The organism is Herbihabitans rhizosphaerae (assembly GCF_004216555.1).
Taxonomy (GTDB): Bacteria; Actinomycetota; Actinomycetes; order Mycobacteriales; family Pseudonocardiaceae; genus Herbihabitans; species Herbihabitans rhizosphaerae.
Genome location: NZ_SGWQ01000005.1, coordinates 92,526 through 106,122, shown reverse-complemented (window position 1 = coordinate 106,122; position 13,597 = coordinate 92,526). Strand labels below are relative to the sequence as shown.

Here is a 13,597-nt window from a genome sequence, read left to right as displayed (position 1 = left end):
CGCTACTTCTTCTCCGAGGACGCCTGGTCGGACACCTGCTGGCCGTTGCTGGCCGGCTTGTCCGCCGCGTGCTTGGCGCCCGCTTCCTTGGGTGTGGTGGCGTGCGGAGCCGGGCTCGGCTTCGACTCCTTCGCCGCGGTGGGCTTCGGCGCCGCCGCCGGCTTGGCGGCCGGTTTCGGTGCCGGCGCCGGGGTGGGCCGTGGCGGCGTCTGGGGCGACGCGGACTGCGCCGGCGCGGACGACGACTTCGACTTCACCACGTAGGCCACACCGGCCGCGACGACGGCCAGCAGCAACGGAAGCTTGCGGCGCTTGCGCTTGGGCTTCTCGGTGCCACCGGACTTCGCGGCCAGCTTGTCGGCCTTCTTGCGCGCCTTCTTGGCGGCCCGCCTGGACTGCTTCGCGGCCTCTTCGCGAGCCTCGGACGCCGCACGCTTCACGTCGTCCCGCTTCCGCAGTGCCTCACGCTTGAGCTCGTGCGTCGCGGTGACCGCCGCGCGCTTGGCTTCCAGCTTGGCCTTCTTGGCAGCTTTCTTGGTTTCCTTCACAGGTTTGCTCTTCTCCGCCTCTTGCTTGGCTTTCGCAGCCGACTTTGCCAGATCTCTGCGTGCCGCCTTCGCCTTTCTGGCCAGTTTCCGGCGTGTGCGGCGGGTCGTCCTGGCGACTTCCTCACGTGCGACCTCGGCACCCTCGGTCAGCGCGGAGGCCATCTGCTGCGGGTTCGCGCCGTGCTCGGTGAGCTTGCGCTCCGCTGCTCCGCCAGCCCGCTTCGCCGCGGCGGCACCCAGCTGACCTGCGCGAACCGCACTCCGACGTACCACCAGCAGGCCGGTGCCGACGGCTCTGCCGACGGTCTCTCCGGCCTTGGCCATCGCCTTCACCTCGTCCATAGTCGCTCCAAAGGCTCGTGCACCTGACCATTCCCATCCTGCCCCTTCCAGACGGATCTCGCCGTGGATGGCACGATGACCGGGTGGCAGACACCAACGAATCCAGCAACGACGCGGGGCTCACGGCGACCTTGCACACCTCGCAGGGTGACATTCGCCTGAACCTGTTCCCGAATCACGCGCCGAAGACCGTGGCCAACTTCGTGGGCCTGGCCGAGGGCACCAAGGAGTACGCGAAGCCGAACGCCAAGGGTCAGAGCAGCGGCCCCTTCTACGACGGATCGCTGTTCCACCGGGTGATCGACGGCTTCATGATCCAGGGTGGCGACCCGCAGGGCACCGGTCGCGGCGGCCCCGGCTACCAGTTCGCCGACGAGTTCCACCCGGAGCTGCAGTTCAACCGGCCGTACCTGCTGGCCATGGCGAACGCCGGGCCGGGCACCAACGGCTCGCAGTTCTTCGTCACGGTCGTGCCGACCAAGCACCTCAACTTCAAGCACACGATCTTCGGCGAGGTGGCCGACCAGGAGTCGCGCAACGTCGTCGACGCGATCGCGCGGGTGGCCACCAAGCCGCCGGACGACCGCCCGGTCGAGGACATCGTGATCGAGCGCGTGACCATCGACCACGGCTGACGGCAAGGCTGTGACAACCCCACCGGAGCCGCCGCCGCGTCCGCAGGAACAGCAGCTCCCCGGATGCGTGCGGCATCCAGACCGGCCGACCGGGCTGCGCTGTGTGCGCTGCGAGCGTCCGGCGTGCCCGGAGTGCCTGCGTGAGGCGTCGGTCGGCTACCAGTGCGTCGACTGCGTGAACGAGGGTGCGCGCACCACCCGGCAGCCGGTGACCGTGGCCGGCGCGCAGGCCGGGCAGACCGCCCGGCGGCTGCTGGTCGTGCCGATCCTGATCGCGCTGAACGTGGCGGTGTTCGCCTACACGGCCTACGAGGCCAAGGACATCGCGCACAACGAGGCCAGCGAGCTGTTCCGGCAGTGGGGACTGTGGCCGCCGATCACCGCGTACGGCGAGTGGTGGCGGTTGATCACCTCGGGCTTCCTGCACTACGGCCCGATCCACCTGTTGATGAACATGCTGGCGCTGTTCGTGCTCGGGCGGGACCTCGAGCCGGTGCTCGGCCGGGTGCGGTTCACCGCCGTGTACCTGGTCTCGCTGCTCGGCGGCGGCGCGGCGGTGTTCCTGTTCGGCGCGCGGGAGGCGATGGTCGCCGGCGCGTCCGGTGCCGTGTTCGGGTTGATGGGCGCGCTCGCGGTGATCGTGCTGCGGCTGAAGCTGAACCCGTCCGGGGCGATCGGCGTCATCGCGATCAACCTGTTCATCAGCGTGACGCTGCCGGGCATCTCCCTGCTCGGCCACCTCGGCGGTCTGGTCGTCGGCGGCCTCACCACGATGGCACTGGTGTACGCGCCGATGCGATCGCGCAACAACTGGCAGGCCGGCGCGATCGTCGCGGTGGTCGTGGTGCTCGCCGGGCTGATCCTGGTCCGGGACGCGCAGTTCGGCGAGGTGACGAGGCTGGGCGACATCGTGTGCTGGTTCGAGCCGCAGCCGGACTGCATGCGTTTGTAGGTCTTCAAGACCCACAAACCCGGGTTCGGGATGTCCGCAACGACGGCAAACCGGCCGTTGTGGCGGGCCCTAGGTGCGGAGTGCGGCGATGGACTCGATCACGTCTCGCGGGTCCTCGCCGAGGTCCAGCCAGCCCAGCACGACGAGATCGTCCCTGTCGTGCACGTCGATCTCCACCACCGGCTGCTCCCGCCCGAGCCGCCGGTGGGTGGCGAGCCGGACGGAGGCCTGCGCCCAGGACCAGTGCCGGGTTCGGGTCAGCCCGCGCACGGTGACGCCGTCGGCGTCGGCGGCGAGCCTCGGTCGGGCCAGGGTGCCGGACAGCGCCAGGAGCACCAGCGCGGCGGCGGCCACCGCGATCAGGACCTGCCCGCGCGGATCCTCGGACAGTGCCACCCACACGCCGGCGCCCGCGGCCAGTACCCACGCCATGCCGACCAGTGCGGCGGGCGGTGCCCAGGTGTGCCTCATGAGTTGTCCACAGCAGTTATCCACAATGGGGATGAGTTACAGCCATGTGGTTCAACCACTCTGGGCCGAACAGCGGTATTCAACCGATCACGACGCGAAGTCATGATGAACAATCGGTGCCGGTGCCCCGACCTAGCGCCACCGCATGGTCATCAGCAGGCCGGCGATCATGAGCGCGAACCCGATCGCGAAGTTGTGCCAGTCCGCGAGGTCACGCATTACCGGGATGTCTTCCTTGGCGATGTACTGCACGACCAGCCAGGCCAATCCCAGCACCATCAGGCCGAGCATCACGATCACGTAGATCGGATGCGACGGGCCGGCGGATTTGATCTTGACCGGGGTGCGCTTGTCCGCCGGCGCCGTGTAGACGGCCTTCTTGCGGACCTTGGACTTAGGCATCGGAGTCCTCGCCTGACGTGGAGCACGGGTACAGCGGCCGCGGTGGTTACTCCCTCGGGCGCAACCACTCCAGGCTCGACACGTTAACGTAACCGAACACCCCGACCGACCACCAGTCTCCCGGAGAGGAGCGCCCGGTGGACACAGCAGTGTCGCCAGCCGCCCCAGAGCAGCCACCGCCGCCGGAGCGGGACAGCCGAGGGCGGACCGTCGTGCGCACCATCGGCGAGGTCCTGATCACCCTCGGACTGGTGGTCCTGCTGTTCGTGGTCTACGAGGTCTATGTCACCGACTGGTTCTCGGCCGGCAAGCAGCGCGACGCCAACGCCGCGCTGGAGGAGCGCTGGAAGGCGCCGCCCGATCCGGAGCGCTCGCGGCGTATCGAGGTGACCGACGGCGAGGCGTTCGCGCGGATGTACGTGCCGAGTTTCGGCGCCGACTACCAGTTCGCGATCCTCGAGGGCACCGACGACAAGTCGCTGGAGATCGGGCCGGGGCACTACAAGGGCACCGCGCTTCCCGGGCTGCCGGGTAACTTCGCCATCGCCGGCCACCGGGTCGGCAAGGGCGCGCCGTTCAACGACATCGACCTGCTCAACTCGTGCGACGCGATCATCGTGGAGACGCACGCGAGCTGGTTCGTCTACCGCGTGCTGCCGAAGGCCGACGAGGTCGCCGGCTGGCCGGCCAAGGACCAGCGCCGGCCGAAGTGCCGCGACGTCGAGCCGCTCTGGGACCGCTCGCTGGCCAACAACAAGCGCTGCGATCCGGTGCTGGGCCAGAAGTACTGGTACCGCGACACGGTCGGCCAGGAGATCGTCCGCCCGGAGGACGGGTCGGTGATCTCTCCGGTGCCGCACTGCCCGTCGGTGCAGCCGAGCTTCGGCCCGCTGGCGTCACTGCTCACCCTCACCACGTGTCACCCTCGGTTCTCCGACCGGCAGCGGCTGATCGTGCACGCGGTGATGACCAGCGAGATCCCCAAGTCCATGGGCATCCGCCCGCCCGAGTTCACGGAGACAAGCTGATGTACGGCTGGATCTGGCGGCAGCTGCCCGGCCCGACCGCGGTGAAGGTCCTCGAGGCGACCGTGCTCGTGCTCGGCGTGATCGCGCTCCTGATGTTCGTGGTGTTCCCGTGGGTGGAGCCGAAGCTGCCCTTCAACAACGTCACCACGACCCCGTAAACCCGAACGGGATTCAGCGGGCTCGATCCCGTTGCGGGGCACTGACCAGGCCGTTTAAGGGATTGGTTCACTCACACGGGTGAGACCCCGCTCAGGGACGGCGCGATCTCTGTTGTCTGACAACGGTTTCCCTTCTGCCAGCGGTTGATGAGCCCGCGGTCGTGGCTCACCACGACCAGTGCGCCGGGGTAGTCGTCGAGTGCGCACTCCAGCTCCTCGACCAGCCCGAGCGACAGGTGGTTGGTGGGCTCGTCGAGCAGCAGCACGTCGGCCGGCTCGGTCAGCAGCCGCGCCACCCCGAGCCGCCGGCGCTGGCCGACGGAGAGCTTGCCGACCGGCACCCGGAGCGCCTCGCCGGTGAACAGGCCCAGCGCCAGCAGCCGCTCGGCGTGCTCCTCGCGAGTGCCGGGCCGCCCGCGCGCGAACGCGGAGAGCACTGTCTCTTGTGGACGGTGCACGGCGGTTTCCTGTGGCAGGTAACCGATCCGGCCGCGACTGGTCACCGTGCCGGCGTCCGGCTCCAGTGTGCCGGCGAGCACCTCGAGCAGCGTGGACTTGCCGGACCCGTTCGGCCCGGTGATCAGCAGCCGGCCGCCCGGCTCCACGGTGACATCGGTGTGTTCGAGCCGGCCGCGCACCGCCACACCGGCCGCGTCCAGCCGCCCGTGCGCCTTCGCGCGCAGCGACGGCGCGAACCGCAGCGGCTCGGGCGGCCGGGGGACCGGCTCGTCGAGCAGCACGCGCAGCCGGCGCTCGGCGTTGCGCACCCGGCTGGCCACCGACTTGGCCACCCGGTTGCCCGCCCGGCCGTAGGCCATCTTGTTGCGGTCGGTCATCGCGCGCCCGGGTGCGACGTTGCGCGCGGTGGTGGCCACCGCCGCGCGCTGCGCGTCCACCTCGTCCTGCCAGCGCTCGTGTGCCTGCGCCCAGCGCTGCCGCGCCGCCGCCTTCTCGGCCAGGAACCCGGCGTAACCGTTGCCGTAGCGGGGAATCGTGTGCGTGTCGGCGTCCACCTCGATCAAGGTGCTGGCCACCCGTTCGAGGAACACCCGGTCGTGCGAGACCGCGACCGTGGTGCCCTTGCGCGCCACCAGGTGGTCCTCCAGCCAGTACAGCGCGTCGCCGTCGAGGTGGTTGGTCGGCTCGTCCAGCAGCAGCACCTCGGGTGACGCGGCGAGCACGGCGGCCAGCCGCAGCCGCACCTGTTCACCGCCGGACAGTGTCCCAAGTGGACGGTCGCGGTCCAGTGTGTCGAGGCCCAGCCCGTGCATCGCGCGCTCGGCCCGCGCGTCGGCGTCGTACCCGCCGCGCAGTTCGAAGACGGTCAGCAGGGTGCCGTACTCGGCCAGTTCGGCGCCGCCGTCCAAGTTGCCGTCCATCGACGATTCCAGCTCGCGCAGCCGCGCCTCGATCGCGCGCAGCTCGGCGAGCGCGTCGTCGATCACGTGCCGCACGGTCAGGTACGCGGGTAGTTGGGCGTGCTGGGGGAGGTAGCCGATACCGCCGTCGGCGGCCACGGTGATCTCGCCGGAGTCGGGCTGTTCGACTCCGGCCAGCAGCCTGATCAGGGTGGACTTGCCGGACCCGTTCTCGCCGATGACGCCGGTGCGCTCGCCGACCGGCAGCGCGAGGCCTACCTGGTCGAGGACGAGCCGGTCACCGTAGGACTTGCTGACGGCATGCGCGGTGATCTGCGTAGACATGGTGCTCCTGAGCGCTGGGGTACATGACCTGGTGAGCGCTCGTCAGGAACACCTGAACCTCCGCTGGTGCGACAGCAGTGCCCGAACATCGTGCAACGCGTGCCGGGATCACCGCAACCGAAATACCTCTTGTATCTCCGTACAGCGTACGGTACAATGTACGAAGAAGCAAACAGAACGGAGTCGAACTTGACGCAGCTACCGACCGACGGTGCCGGATTCACGCCGAGCGAGCAGGACGTGGCCAGCGTCCTGGCCTGGTTCGCCGACTACGACGCGCTCGCCGGGAAGGTCGACGTCGAGGGCATGGCGGACAAGGCGCTGTTCCCGATCAACACGGTCAGCACCGGGCCGGACGGCACCGGCGCGGCCGAGAGTTGGGACCGCGCCACCTTCGTCCAGAAGATGACCGAGATCATGGGCGGCGCCGGCGATGTGGAGATGGACTCCACGCGTACGCCGCACTTCCTCAGTCAGAACCTGGTCTTCGTGATCACCGACGCCACGTTCACCGTCGAGGGGCACAAGCAGACCGTCCGCTACGGCGACCTGCTCGTGCGCTCCGGCGGCGAGTGGAAGTTCCAGACGATGGTCCAGGGCGGCTGGGGCTGATCACCCGTTGACGACCGGCACGTCCCGCGCCTCGAACGGCCGGCACCGCGCGGCGACGGTGATCTTCTCGCCGCTCGGGTTCGACCAGTCCAGCGGCACCTCGACGGTCCCGTCACAGCGCTGGGTCGCTCCCGCGCACGGATGGGATCGGTGGACGCCGTCGCGGGGACGGCGGTGAGGGTCAGTCCGGCGAGGCCGGCGGACGATCAGTCCACTGTGGACACCAGGGTGTGCCACGCGGACACGGGGAAGGTGAGCACCGGGCCGGTGGGGTTCTTGGTGTCGCGGGTGGCCACGGCCGCCGGGGTGACGGCGACCTCGACACAGGTGGCTGTATCCGCGCTGTAGCTGCTCTTGCGCCACGCGGCGTCCACGAACGCGACTTCGACGCAGTTGGCGGTGCTTTCGCTGTAGCTGCTCTTGCGCCACGCGGCACGGGACAGGTCGTAGGCGATCACGCCGCCATGATGTCACGTCAGAGGGCGAGCCGGTCGGCGGCTTTCCTGAGGAACTCGGTCGTCTCGCCCAGGTCGAAGGCGAGGTCGCTGAGCTGGTGCCAGACTGCCTCGTAGTCGTCGATGTGCTCCTGCTCGTCGAGGAACAGGCTGGACACCCTGGTCTCCACCAGGACAAGGCTGGTCTCGTCATCGTAGTCCAGCATCACGAACGGGCCGTTGAGCCCGGCGTGCAGGCCGGCGGCGTGCGGCAACACCCGGATGGTGATGTTGGGCCGGTGAGCGGAGTTGACCAGGTGCCGCAGTTGCCTGGCTTGCATCTCGGGATCGCCCAGCGGCCGGGTGAGCACGCTCTCCTCGATGACCGTGTCCAACCTCAGTGGCGTGGACCGGCTTAGCAGGCCCTGGCGGCTCATCCTGCTGGCGACCATCGCGTCGATCTCGTTGTCGGACAACCACGTTCCGGTGGCCTCTATGATCGCCCTGGCGTACTCGGAGGTCTGCAGCAGGCCGGGGATCGTGAGTGGGGTGTACATGGACAGGGCATTGGCCTCTGCCTCGAAGTCCAGCCACGCCTGCCAATCCTTGGGCAGGCTCGGGTTGTTCACCCGCAGCCAGCCGCGCTCCTGTGCGTGCCGGGCGATGTCCAGAAGTTCGACGCGCTTGCGCTTGGACACGCGGTGGAAGTCGAGCAGCTTCTCCACCTCGTCCAGGTAGATTCCTGCCTCGCAGTGCTCGACGCGGCTGACCTTGCTCGGCGACATGCCGACCGCCTTGGCCAGCGCGTCGCCGGTCATGCCTGCCTTCTGCCGCAGCTTGCGCAGTTCGACAGCGAGCCTTCGGGATCGGACGGATGGTCCAGCGCGACGTGCCATGACTTCACGGTAGAACGATTGCACCCGTCATCGACAGGAACATCACCCGATCGAGCTATTGATAAAAGAAACGCAAGCTTGCGTAATTGATGGGCAACGTGAACATCGGACGGGGAGGGCTTATGACCACTGCCAAGGTCGCGGAACCGATCGCTGTGAAGCGCGAGTGGCTGGTGCGATGCGAGGACACCGTATCGGAGTTGGGTGTCTGTGCGATCTCCACGCGTGGAGGCATGATCACCTTCACCGACGTGGACGAGGACACACTGCTGTCGCTGTCCTACGAACAGATCCGCGAGTTCCGCGAAGCGCTGGACGCCGCCGTCGCGCAGGCCTACGTCGACATGGCCGACAGCGAGGAGTGACCGTTCAGCGCCGGGTGCGCAGCACGATCGCCCGACCGGCCAGGCCCACGGCGAACACCGCCAGACCGGCCAGTACCGACTGCCACGGCAGTGTGGCGGCCAGCAGCACACAACCGGCCAGGCCCGCCACGTTCAGCGCGCGCGGCCACTTCCGCACGGCCGGCGGCTGGGTGTACGCGGCCGCGTTGGCGATCGCGTAGTACACCAGCACACCGAACGACGAGAACCCGATCGCGCCTCGAATGTCCACAGTGGACACAATGACGCAGACGAGTACGCCGACCGCGATCTCCGCCCGGTGCGGCACCTTGAGCCGAGGGTGCACCGCGTCCAGAACCGTTGGCAGATCACGGTTTCCGGCCATCGCGAAGGTCGTGCGCCCGACCCCGGCGATCAGCGCGAGCAACGCGCCGAGGCTCGCCGCCGCCGCACCCACCCTGGCCGGCCAGCCGGGTACTCCAGCGGAGGCGAGCGCCTCGGCCAGCGGTGCGCCGGTCGCCGCCAGCCGCTGCGGGCCGAGCGCCATCAGCAGCGCGATCCCGACCAGCAGGTAGATCACCACGGCGACGGCCAGCGCGCCCAGAATGGCCAGCGGGATCGTGCGGCCGGGCCGGCGCACCTCCTCGCCGAGTGTCGCGATCCGGGCGTACCCGGCGAACGCGAAGAACAGCAGACCGGCCGCCTGCAGCACGCCGAGCACCCCACCGTCGAACCACGGCTCACCCAGCCGCGCCGGCTCACCGTCCACAGTGGACACCACGATCACGGCGATCAGCACCACGAGCACGATCGCCAGAAGGATCTTGGTGACCGTGGCCGTGCGGGTCACGCCGAGCAGGTTGACCACGGTCAGCGCGACCACGGCCAGCACGGCGGCCGGGCGCTCCCAGCCCGGCGCGGCGTACGCGGCGAAGGTGAGCGCCATCGCCGCGCAGCTCGCCGTCTTGCCCACCACGAAGCCCCAACCGGCGGTGAACCCCCACCACTCGCCGAGCCGTTCCCGCCCGTAGACGTACGTGCCGCCGGACGCCGGGTACACCGCCGCGAGCTGTGCCGACGCCGAGGCGTTGCAGTAGGCCACGAACGCGGCGAGCACCAGCGCCAGCAGCAACCCGCTGCCGGCCGCGGCCGCCGCCGGGGCGAACGCGGCGAACACACCGGCGCCGAGCATCGAGCCGAGCCCGATGGCGGTCGCGTCGACCAGCCCGAGCCGGCGCGCGAGCCTGCCGTTCGCCGTGTTCACGATTCCCCCCGACTTCGCTTGTCTCGCAACGACTGTAGTGCCCGATGAGGCATGCTGTGCCCGTGATGGAAGCAGCGGCACAAGCGCTTGACAGGGCGCGCCGCGACCAGGAGTGGCAGTGGCTGGACGACCCGGTCGCGCGTGCGCGGGTCCTCTGGGCGCTGCGGTACGACCAGCGGCCCGAGGACGAGGACCTGGTGCGCCACCTCGTCGGCCTGGCGGCGAAGCACTGCGCGGACGATCCGGACGTGGGCATGGGCGAGGAGGCCGAGCTGGCGGGGTTCCTGCTCGCCCAGTACGGGCGGGTCGAGGACGTCTGGGTGCACTACGGGCTCAAGATGACCAACATGGACACGGGCACCAGCTACGACATCGGCTACGTGCTCGCCGCCGGAGTGGCCGAGACGGTGGCGCACGTGCGCGCGTCCGAGCATGAGCGGCGCGACGAGTTGCTGGAGCGGCTGGACGGCGTCGACCAGTCCGAAGTGGACGAGTTCCTCGCCGAGCGCGGGGAGTGGTTCCCGGCCGATCCCGCCGACGAGGATCCGTACGTGTGGGTCGACCGGGCCATGCTGATCGGCGACACCGCGGCGGCCCCGCCGATACCTCGACGCGTGGGCCGCCGCGCGGGACCGGGACGAGTCGACGCTCGGCGTGCTGGCGCGCACCTTGGCCCAGCTGGGCGAGCACGCCGAGGCGGCCAGGGCGACGGCCGAGGAAATCGAGCTGATCACCGACTCGTTCCTCAAGGGCATGGCTCTGATCCGGCTGGCCGAGATGCACCGGAAGGCGGGCGCACACGCGGATGCCTTGCGCGCCTTGGGTTCCGCGGGGGTGATCCGGGGTGACGGTCCCGACCGGAGCCTCGCCGAGGAGTACCACCTGCTGGCCGCGGTCGCCGAGCCGGACATCGCCACCGTCGCGGACGCGGAGGAGCGGCGTCTCGCCGCGCTGGACTCAGCCGACGATTGACCGGCCGTCGCCGGTCTGCTGGACGGCCCAGTCATCCGCTTCGCTGTTGAGCCGACCGTAGATGCTGTACCACTGCCACTTGCTCTCGCTCCACGACGCGACGCCGACGATCTTGTCGCCGACGATCAGCGGGCCGCCGCTGTCCCCGGGCAGGATCTAGGCTGTCGGCATGCGGATTCTCGTCGTCGACAACTACGACAGCTTCGTCTACAACCTCGTCCAGTATCTCGCGCAGCTCGGCGCCGAGTGCGTGGTGTGGCGCAACGACGAGCCGGCGCTGTCCGCGCCGGACGTGCTCGACGGCATCGACGGCGTGCTGATCAGCCCCGGCCCCGGCACCCCGGAACGTGCCGGCGCCAGCATCGAGCTGGTCAAGCGGTGCGCCGACGCGCGGGTGCCGGTGCTCGGCGTGTGCCTCGGCCACCAGGCGATCGGCGTCGCCTGGGGCGCGACCGTCGACCGCGCGCCCGAGCTGATGCACGGCAAGACCAGCCGGGTGCGGCACGACGGGGCGGGCGTGTTCGCCGGCCTGCCCGAGGAGATCACCGCGACCCGGTACCACTCGCTGACCGTGTTCGCCGAGACCGTGCCGGCCGAGTTCACGGTCACCGCGCGCACCGGCGACATCGTGATGGGCATGCGGCACCGCGAGCTGCCGATCGAGGGTGTGCAGTTCCACCCGGAGTCGGTGCTCACCGAGGGCGGCCACCGCATGCTGGCGAACTGGCTCGCCACCTGCGGTCACGTCGTGCCGGAACCCACCGTGTCCGCCCTGGAGCGCTCCATGCGCACCCTCACCGAAGCCGCCGCGACCACCTGACCACTACTGGTTGGGCGGCCACGGCAAGGTCGGCCGCGTGGTCGTCGATCCGCCGCCGGGGAACCTGTACACCAGTAGCTGGATGGTGCCGTTCTTGGCGATCTTGGCGTCGGCGTCCGGGATGTGCTGGGCGATCCGGCCGTCCTTGTCCCTGTCAGCGGTCATCACGTCCTGTGTGGAGGACGTGCCGGTCCAGCCCATCCCCCGCAGTATCGCCTCGGCCTCGCTGACCGTCTTGCCTTCGAGATCCGGAACGGTGATCTCGTTGGCCTGCGGGCCCTTCGAGACCTCGATGACGACCGTGGAGTTCTTGAGCACCCGCTCGCCTGCGGCCGGCGTCTGCTTCACCACGGTGCCCAGCGGCTTGTCCGAATCGACCTGCCGCGCGGACACCTTCAGGCCCTGCTGCTGAAGATTCCTGGTCGCCTGGTCCTGCAACTGGTTGATCACGTCCAGCACGGCGACCTTCTCGATCAGCTTGCCGAGACCGATCTGGACCTTGCCGCCCTTGGTGATCGACGTGCCGGTCTCCGGCTTCTGCGTGTGCACCTTGGTGACCAGGTTCGGGTCCTCGGTGTCGGTCGGCTTGAGGTCCGGGGTGCCGAGGACGAGACCCAGCCGGGCCAGCTCCGCGGCGGCCTCCTCGCGGGTCTTGCCGGACAGGTCCGGCACGCTCGTGGTACCCGGCGCGCGGCCCACCCGCATGGTGATGGCCGCACCCTTGGCCGCCTTCGCCTTGCCCGGCGGGTCGGTGCTGACGACCCGGCCGATCAGGTCAGGGCTGCATGTCGGCTGCCCGTCGACGGACGGGATGCCGCACTCGAGGGGCACCGCGTTCGGCCGGAACCCGGCGTCCAGCAGGTTGTTCCGGGCCACGTTCTCGTCCAGCCCGAGGACTTCCGGCACCGTGAGCTGCTCAGGGCCGGCGTTCTGCGAACCCGAGTCCCGGGTGAACAGCCAGATCAACAGGCCGATCGCGGCGATCGCCACCACGGCGCCGGCGATCAGCCAGCCCTTGCGCTTGCGGCCGCCCTCGTCGGCGTACGGCTCGTCGTCGTACTCGTCCGGCGGTACCGGGCGGTGCCGGCCACGGGTATCGGTGCCCCGCCCCGCCGCCATCATCGACGTGCGGTCCTCGTCGGTCATCACCATCGGCGCGGACGGCCGTTGACCGGACAGCACCCGCACCAGGTCGGCGCGCATCTCGGCGGCGGACTGGTACCGGTTCGCCGGGCCCTTGGACATCGCTTTCAGCACGATCGCGTCCAGCTGCGGCACCACCCGAGGGTTCAGCGCCGACGGCGGCTTCGGGTCCTCCCGCACGTGCTGGTAGGCCACCGCGACCGGCGAGTCACCGGTGAACGGCGGCTCGCCGGTGAGCAGCTCGAACAGCACACAGCCGGACGCGTACACGTCCGACCGCGCGTCGACGCCCTCGCCGCGCGCCTGCTCCGGCGACAGGTACTGCGCGGTGCCGATCACCGCGGCGGTCTGCGTCATCGCGGCCTGCCCGTCGGCCAGCGCGCGGGCGATGCCGAAGTCCATCACCTTGACCGCACCGGTCTTGGTGATCATCACGTTGGCCGGCTTGACGTCGCGGTGGATGATCCCGTGCCGGTGGCTGAAATCCAGCGCGGCGGAGACGTCGGCCATGACCTCCATGGCGCGCTGCCCGGACAGCGGGCCCTCGGTCTTCACGATGTCGCGCAGGGTCCGCCCGTCGACGTACTCCATCACGATGTACGGCAGCGGGCCGTACTCCGTGCGGGTCTCGCCGGTGTCGTACACGGCCACGATCGCGGGATGGTTCAGCGCGGCGGCGTTCTGCGCCTCGCGGCGGAAGCGCTCCTGGAACGTCGCGTCACGGGCCAGGTCGGCGCGCAGGATCTTCACCGCCACGTCACGCCCGAGTCGCACGTCGCGGCCCCGATGGACCTCGGACATACCGCCGTAGCCGAGCGTCTCGCCCAGCTCGTAGCGGTTGGAGAGCAGTCTCGGTGTGGTCATCTGCGCGCC

General features: G+C 69.6%; 18 protein-coding genes and 1 pseudogene. 9 read left to right on the top strand and 10 right to left on the bottom strand.

What is annotated here, in order from left to right; genetic code table 11:
* Positions 1 to 2 precede the first annotated feature (2 nt).
* Positions 3 to 890 carry a hypothetical protein gene (locus EV193_RS16515; RefSeq protein ID WP_130345040.1) on the bottom strand — a complete coding sequence of 296 codons (888 nt, stop codon included), beginning with the start codon at positions 888 to 890 and terminating at the stop codon, positions 3 to 5.
* An 83-nt stretch (positions 891 to 973) separates the two neighbouring features.
* Here EV193_RS16515 and EV193_RS16510 point away from each other — a divergent pair, with 83 nt between their 5' ends.
* Both EV193_RS16510 and EV193_RS16505 read left to right on the top strand, forming a co-directional pair.
* The gene (locus EV193_RS16510) at positions 974 to 1,525 is read left to right on the top strand and encodes a peptidylprolyl isomerase (RefSeq protein WP_130345039.1); all 552 of its coding nucleotides are present in this window, start codon (positions 974 to 976) and stop codon (positions 1,523 to 1,525) included.
* 10 nt (positions 1,526 to 1,535) lie between these two features.
* Positions 1,536 to 2,477: a rhomboid family intramembrane serine protease gene (locus EV193_RS16505; protein ID WP_130345038.1), complete on the top strand. Its 942-nt coding sequence runs from the start codon at positions 1,536 to 1,538 to the stop codon at positions 2,475 to 2,477.
* A gap of 69 nt (positions 2,478 to 2,546) precedes the next feature.
* On the opposite strand, the gene EV193_RS16500 is transcribed toward EV193_RS16505, so the two are convergent.
* Entirely contained in the window at positions 2,547 to 2,948 is a 402-nt protein-coding gene (locus EV193_RS16500) for a PH domain-containing protein (RefSeq protein ID WP_130345037.1), read from the bottom strand.
* A gap of 132 nt (positions 2,949 to 3,080) precedes the next feature.
* Positions 3,081 to 3,350: a cell division protein CrgA gene (gene crgA / locus EV193_RS16495; protein WP_130345036.1), complete on the bottom strand. Its 270-nt coding sequence runs from the start codon at positions 3,348 to 3,350 to the stop codon at positions 3,081 to 3,083.
* A gap of 137 nt (positions 3,351 to 3,487) precedes the next feature.
* Here crgA and EV193_RS16490 point away from each other — a divergent pair, with 137 nt between their 5' ends.
* Complete coding sequence (locus tag EV193_RS16490; protein WP_242613440.1) at positions 3,488 to 4,378, top strand: class E sortase; 891 nt, start codon at positions 3,488 to 3,490, stop codon at positions 4,376 to 4,378.
* Entirely contained in the window at positions 4,378 to 4,536 is a 159-nt protein-coding gene (locus tag EV193_RS33340; protein WP_165401375.1) for a hypothetical protein, read from the top strand. Before EV193_RS16490 ends, EV193_RS33340 begins: the two co-directional genes overlap by 1 nt.
* Positions 4,537 to 4,607: 71 nt before the next feature.
* Here the strand turns inward: EV193_RS33340 and abc-f are convergent, their stop codons facing one another.
* Positions 4,608 to 6,239 (bottom strand): ribosomal protection-like ABC-F family protein, encoded by a 1,632-nt coding sequence (gene abc-f, locus EV193_RS16485; RefSeq protein ID WP_130345035.1) that lies wholly within the window; start codon positions 6,237 to 6,239, stop codon positions 4,608 to 4,610.
* A gap of 189 nt (positions 6,240 to 6,428) precedes the next feature.
* Between abc-f and EV193_RS16480 the strand changes: the two genes are divergently transcribed.
* Positions 6,429 to 6,851: a nuclear transport factor 2 family protein gene (locus EV193_RS16480; RefSeq protein WP_207222669.1), complete on the top strand. Its 423-nt coding sequence runs from the start codon at positions 6,429 to 6,431 to the stop codon at positions 6,849 to 6,851.
* A 206-nt stretch (positions 6,852 to 7,057) separates the two neighbouring features.
* Here EV193_RS16480 and EV193_RS16475 read toward each other — a convergent pair whose 3' ends face one another.
* Complete coding sequence (locus EV193_RS16475; protein WP_242613439.1) at positions 7,058 to 7,309, bottom strand: DUF397 domain-containing protein; 252 nt, start codon at positions 7,307 to 7,309, stop codon at positions 7,058 to 7,060.
* Between the two features lie 17 nt (positions 7,310 to 7,326).
* Entirely contained in the window at positions 7,327 to 8,181 is an 855-nt protein-coding gene (locus EV193_RS16470; protein WP_130345033.1) for a helix-turn-helix domain-containing protein, read from the bottom strand.
* A 122-nt stretch (positions 8,182 to 8,303) separates the two neighbouring features.
* Between EV193_RS16470 and EV193_RS16465 the strand changes: the two genes are divergently transcribed.
* The gene (locus tag EV193_RS16465) at positions 8,304 to 8,546 is read left to right on the top strand and encodes a hypothetical protein (protein WP_130345032.1); all 243 of its coding nucleotides are present in this window, start codon (positions 8,304 to 8,306) and stop codon (positions 8,544 to 8,546) included.
* Between the two features lie 4 nt (positions 8,547 to 8,550).
* Here EV193_RS16465 and EV193_RS16460 read toward each other — a convergent pair whose 3' ends face one another.
* A complete protein-coding gene (locus tag EV193_RS16460; protein ID WP_278044186.1) occupies positions 8,551 to 9,789 on the bottom strand; it encodes an APC family permease in 1,239 nt (412 codons plus the stop codon).
* Between the two features lie 62 nt (positions 9,790 to 9,851).
* On the opposite strand from EV193_RS16460, the gene EV193_RS16455 reads away from it, so the two are divergent.
* Both EV193_RS16455 and EV193_RS33335 read left to right on the top strand, forming a co-directional pair.
* Positions 9,852 to 10,637 (top strand): hypothetical protein, encoded by a 786-nt coding sequence (locus EV193_RS16455; RefSeq protein ID WP_130345031.1) that lies wholly within the window; start codon positions 9,852 to 9,854, stop codon positions 10,635 to 10,637.
* Entirely contained in the window at positions 10,624 to 10,761 is a 138-nt protein-coding gene (locus EV193_RS33335; RefSeq protein WP_165401374.1) for a hypothetical protein, read from the top strand. Before EV193_RS16455 ends, EV193_RS33335 begins: the two co-directional genes overlap by 14 nt.
* Here the strand turns inward: EV193_RS33335 and EV193_RS16450 are convergent.
* Positions 10,747 to 10,914, bottom strand: coding sequence for a trypsin-like serine protease (locus tag EV193_RS16450; RefSeq protein ID WP_278044188.1), 168 nt, complete (start codon positions 10,912 to 10,914; stop codon positions 10,747 to 10,749). The genes EV193_RS33335 and EV193_RS16450 overlap by 15 nt on opposite strands.
* 16 nt (positions 10,915 to 10,930) lie before the next feature.
* Between EV193_RS16450 and EV193_RS16445 the strand changes: the two genes are divergently transcribed.
* Positions 10,931 to 11,581, top strand: a complete 651-nt coding sequence (locus EV193_RS16445; protein ID WP_130345030.1) for an aminodeoxychorismate/anthranilate synthase component II — start codon at positions 10,931 to 10,933, stop codon at positions 11,579 to 11,581.
* A gap of 3 nt (positions 11,582 to 11,584) precedes the next feature.
* Here the strand turns inward: EV193_RS16445 and EV193_RS34755 are convergent, their stop codons facing one another.
* Both EV193_RS34755 and pknB read right to left on the bottom strand, forming a co-directional pair.
* Entirely contained in the window at positions 11,585 to 11,899 is a 315-nt protein-coding gene (locus tag EV193_RS34755; RefSeq protein WP_423202182.1) for a PASTA domain-containing protein, read from the bottom strand.
* Positions 11,873 to 13,525, bottom strand: a pseudogene (gene pknB / locus EV193_RS16440) (Stk1 family PASTA domain-containing Ser/Thr kinase); the annotation flags it as partial. The pseudogene pknB and the gene EV193_RS34755, both read right to left, overlap by 27 nt.
* Positions 13,526 to 13,597 lie beyond the last annotated feature (72 nt).